The organism is Komagataeibacter kakiaceti JCM 25156 (assembly GCF_000613305.1).
The window spans coordinates 1-1,823 of the sequence record NZ_BAIO01000471.1 but is presented as its reverse complement, the minus strand read 5'-3'; the positions used below and the strand labels follow the sequence as shown (position 1 = coordinate 1,823).

At 66.7% G+C, this 1,823-nt stretch carries 3 protein-coding genes and 1 pseudogene; 1 reads left to right on the top strand and 3 read right to left on the bottom strand.

What is annotated here, in order from left to right; translation table 11 throughout:
* Window positions 1–681 (top strand): annotated as a pseudogene (locus JCM25156_RS25150) (oxidoreductase); the annotation flags it as partial.
* 25 nt (window positions 682–706) lie between these two features.
* Here the strand turns inward: JCM25156_RS25150 and JCM25156_RS25145 are convergent.
* The 3 genes from JCM25156_RS25145 to JCM25156_RS15445 all read right to left on the bottom strand — a co-directional run.
* Window positions 707–1,324, bottom strand: coding sequence for a fructosamine kinase family protein (locus JCM25156_RS25145; protein WP_242402697.1), 618 nt, complete (start codon window positions 1,322–1,324; stop codon window positions 707–709).
* Complete coding sequence (locus JCM25156_RS31455; protein WP_242402696.1) at window positions 1,206–1,541, bottom strand: hypothetical protein; 336 nt, start codon at window positions 1,539–1,541, stop codon at window positions 1,206–1,208. The genes JCM25156_RS25145 and JCM25156_RS31455 overlap by 119 nt, the downstream gene beginning before the upstream one ends.
* The coding region (locus tag JCM25156_RS15445; protein ID WP_025813790.1) for an arsenate reductase/protein-tyrosine-phosphatase family protein at window positions 1,538–1,823 on the bottom strand (286 nt) is incomplete at its 5' end. The genes JCM25156_RS15445 and JCM25156_RS31455, both read right to left, overlap by 4 nt.

Here is a 1,823-nt window from a genome sequence, read left to right as displayed (position 1 = left end):
CTGGCCTGCCCAAGGTGCCCCGCGCCATGACGATGGCGGACATTACCCGCGTGCGGCAGGATTTCGTGGCCAGCGCCCGGCGCGCGCGGGATGCGGGGTTCGGCTGGCTCATGCTGCACTTCGCCCACGGCTACCTTGCCCAGAGTTTCCTCTCGACCCATTCCAACCAGCGCGATGACGGTTATGGCGGCAGCCTTGAAAACCGCGCCCGTTTCCTGGTGGAGACATTGCAGGAAGTCCGCGCCGTCTGGCCGGAGGACCGTCCGCTCAGCGCCCGGCTGGGCATGATCGAGTTCGACGGGCAGGACGAACAGACCCTGCGCGACGCCATAACGGTGGCCAGAACCTTTCGCGACTCCGGGCTGGATTTTCTTGATGTCAGCATCGGCTTTTCCACGCCGGATGCGAAAATCCCGTGGGGGCCGTCCTTCATGGCGCCCATCGCGCAGCGCGTGCGCCACGAAACCGGGCTGCCGGTGGCCACAAGCTGGTATCTGGCAATGCCGAAGCCATTGACGGGCTGATCCGCACCGGGCAGATCGATCTGGCATGATCGGTCGCCCCTTTCTGGAAAACCCGCACTGGCCTTACGCGGCGGCGCGCGCACTGGGCCGCGCGGACGCGCCATGGGTGCTGCCCGCGCCCTATGCCCACTGGCTGTCACGCTATCGTTCGCTCTGATCGTAACCCCGCGTGCGGGACGGGCTCAGCCGCGTCCCGCACTGGCGGCATCGAGATAATGCGTCACCAGCGGCCTGTAGGTCGCGCCAAACAGGCGCAGATGCACCAGCGCGATCCAGAGCCGGTAAATCGCGAATCGCACCTCATGCCCCGCCTCAAGCGGTCCATGGGCCGCATGGAAGCCCGATCCGGGGCGATCGAATATCCCGGCGGTGGCCAGATCGACCTCCGCGTGCCCGTAATAGCAGCACGGGTCGATCAGTCCTGAAACCCGACCGTCCGCCACCAGCACATTGCCCCCCCACAGATCGCCATGCAGCAGGGCGGCCACCGGCCTTTCCGGCAGCAGGTCGGGCAGGCGACGCATGAGTGTTTCAAGCTGGCGGGCAAGGTCAATGCCGACATGCTCCAGATGGACGGCCAGACGGTGCCGCGCCCAGAATTCCGGCCAGTTCCGCGCCCAGGCATTGCGCACGGGCAACGCCCCGAACGCGTAATCGACATGCCAGCCGTAACAGGCTTCATCATCCCGCCGTGGGGGCCTGCCCGCATGGACCTGCGCCAGCACGCGGCCCAGATCGGGCCAGCAGCCCGCCAGCCTGCCCCCCCGATGGTAGGTACTGAAGCACCAGCGCGTCCTCATCCACGCCCAGCACCCGTGGCACCACAGCGCCGGTCCGGCCAAGGCTGCGCAGCATGTCAGCCTCCGCCACCGGGTCGGGGCCATTCTTGACCACCACCTTGCGCCCGTCATTCAGATAGACCAGCAGCGTCCGGGCAATATCGCCGCCCTGCAACGCCTGCCAGTTCCATAGCTGCGCGCCCAGCAGGGCCGCGCCATGCCGCGCCAGACGACTCATGACAGGATCCGCAATTTCCTGATCAGCCCTTCCGCCCCGGCCGTCACATCCCGCCATGTGGTGTCAAACGCGCTGGCCGGGCCGTAATACGGATCCGCGACACTCTGGCCCTGCCTGCCGGGCACATGGTCCAGCAGCAGCGAAACCTCGGCGCGGCTGCCGGGTGGCCGTACGGAAAGCAGATGCTCAAGATTGGCGCGATCCAGCGCCACGATATGGGTAAAACGGGCAAAATCCGTCACCTTGACCACGCGCGCGCGGTAGCCGCCTATATCGATCCCG